Raw genomic sequence first — 2,714 nt, forward strand, 5'->3', positions numbered from 1 at the left:
CAAGATAGCGTTGAATGTGCTGAAGATAGTACAACCTCGCTTTTCTAAAAAGAGTGAAAAGTGCTCAATACCAAGGTTGCAGAAGAAACTTAGAGATGATTGCTCTATAGCTGTAGATGGTCTTATTGAGTATTTGTCAAAAGACTAAAAAAATAGGGCAAGGCGTATCATCTGAACTTACAATTCATGCGTACGCCCTGTATATTAATAAATAAGATCTATTTTGTTTGTAATTTAGTTAGCGTAAATCTTTACAAAGATTATCTGACGACCAATCAGTTTTAGGATGAAATCGGGGAAAAATAATGATTATTGGTGCAGAAAGTGAAACTGTTGAATTTAAGCAAACAACTGGCGAAAAGAAAGAAGCTATGGAAGCTATTTCTGCAATACTAAACAAACATTGCCGTGGAACATTGTATTTCGGTGTTGATGATTCAGGATTTGTAAAAGGGCAGCAGATAAGTGATTCTACAAAAAAGGATATTTCAAGAATCATCAACGATTCAATTGAACCAAGGATAACACCTACAATTGAAGTATTAACAATAGAGCAGAGAAATGTAATAAAGGTTTCATTTTCCGGTCACAATAGACCTTACTCGGTAAACGGTAGATATCTGATTAGAACAGGCACTGAGAATAGGAAAATGTCTACTGATGAGCTTAGGCGTCTAATTAAGAATGATGACTATTCATCTAAATGGGAAGAGGAGCTAACTGACTATTCTTATGATGATCTTGATGATAACTCATTACAGGATTTTTTCAGTTCAGCAAAAGACTGTGGTCGATTAGTAATGGATAGTTATGATAAAGAGAAGCTTCTCTCATCAATTGATTTGGTGAAGAATGGCTGTCTTAAGAATGCTGCCTATGCATTATTTGGAAAGAAAGCAAAGGTTGGATTAAAACTAGCTTCCTATGCCACAGACAATAAAGTAACGATAACGGATTTAAAACTTATCGAAGGCAACATCTACAACCTTGTAGATAAGGCATTAGATTATGTCTTAAATCGAATTAATTGGCGTGTTGAGATCGGTACAAGGAAAAGAGAGGAAATTCCTGAAATACCGGAGAAAGCAATTCGTGAAATTATTGTTAATTCCTTTGCTCATGCTGATTACACAAATTCTCCTGAGATAGAAATCGGTATACATCCTGGAAAGATTGAGATTTATAACCCTGGTACCTTTCCTGATGAATTGACTCCAATTGATTTTATTTCAAAAAATCTTCCTTCATATAAGCGAAACAGATTGATCCTTGACGTGTTGTTTAGAAGTCGAGATGTTGAAAAGTCGGGCACAGGATTTCAAAGAGTCAATGAATATTGTACTCAGCAGAACGTAGAATGGACTTTCAGAAAAGAAGCTTATGGTTTCTTTTTCGAGTTTGTCCGGACAAATGGCCAGACTGTTGTCCAGACAAATAATAAATTACAAACTCAACTTGCTGAAAATTCAGGAAATATTAACGACAAAGAAAAACCTGTCTGGACAAATGGCCAGACTGTTGTCCAGACAATTGTCCAAACGGAAAATGAGATTTCTGCATCTGAGCGAATGGTTTTGGATATTATCAGAAATAACGAAGGACTGTCTAAAGCAGAAATCGCAAGTAGAATTGGTAAGTCAGAACGCTCAGCACAAAGAATAATATCTTCTTTAATTAAGAAGAAATTATTAGAGCCTCAAGGTGCTAATCAGTCGAGAACTTGGAGAATAAAGGAATAATCATTTGAATAACTGTTACTGATTGATCCATATTCCAAATTGCCAAATTCTCAGATTGGCACTTTAAATGGCAATTTAAAAAAAGCTGATATAAAAGCCAAAATACGCAATTGTCTAGATTTTAAAGTGCCAAAATCCCTAGGATGACACTTTAATGGCTCTTTAAATATGTTCATATTACTTACTTGTGGGAAAATCGGAGAAATATAGAGAGCAAAAACGTTTTTAATTTATATTTCTCAAGAGGACTGCAATGAAAAATAGATTAATATTGTGTAATTTTTTAGTCGATATAATATCCTAGCAAATCGGGATTTTAGCGCTGTGTCCATCTCTTCTGGAGCTAAAATGGACACGAAAAATAACTTATTGATTATCCATAATAAAAAATGAAGAATAGTTCTCTCTTTCGCACCACCTTAAACTCTTTTTTTCTAATTCTAAAATTCTCAAATATTTATTTAGTAACAAGAAGTTTGTCTGTTTTATTATGATCCTTTACTCATAAACAAATCTAACATATAAACTTCACTAAACAATATGTCTAATGAAGTTTCTTAATCAGATATTAAAGGTAGGCCTCGCAGTATCTGTCGTCTTCACAAGCTACTGCAACTGTTACAGAATAGATTTCAATACCGTTTTCTTTTTTCAGAACAGATACGTCTAAGTAGTGTGTTTCGTGTTTTCTTAGTTTTTCCTCATTGATTAGATATTTTTTGATTATCTTTTTATCTTTTGGAATTATACCTGTTACAGGATCATCTACAGGAAAATAGTATGTTACACAAGTTGTTTCCTCTGAATACCAAAGCTCTGCCATATAACTGCGATGATCTGAAAAAAATCCTGAATTTGTTCTGATTGTTCCACCAGGTGTTCCATTTTCATGAATAAGTTTTGGTGTAATAGTTATTCTGTTAACTTTTACAGGATCTTTTTCCTTCTTCTCTTTGTATCGCTGGCCATCTTCAT

At 33.8% G+C, this 2,714-nt stretch carries 2 protein-coding genes; one reads left to right on the forward strand and one right to left on the reverse strand.

Annotated elements, in window-relative coordinates:
* The first annotated feature begins 305 nt into the window (after positions 1–305).
* Complete coding sequence (locus tag ACJML3_RS08060) at positions 306–1,739, forward strand: RNA-binding domain-containing protein (protein WP_406022205.1); 1,434 nt, start codon at positions 306–308, stop codon at positions 1,737–1,739.
* Between the two features lie 568 nt (positions 1,740–2,307).
* Here ACJML3_RS08060 and ACJML3_RS08065 read toward each other — a convergent pair.
* The coding region (locus ACJML3_RS08065) for a hypothetical protein (protein ID WP_406022207.1) at positions 2,308–2,714 on the reverse strand (407 nt) is incomplete at its 5' end.

The organism is Succinivibrio sp. (assembly GCF_045124615.1).
GTDB classification, from domain to species: Bacteria; Pseudomonadota; Gammaproteobacteria; order Enterobacterales; family Succinivibrionaceae; genus Succinivibrio; species Succinivibrio faecicola.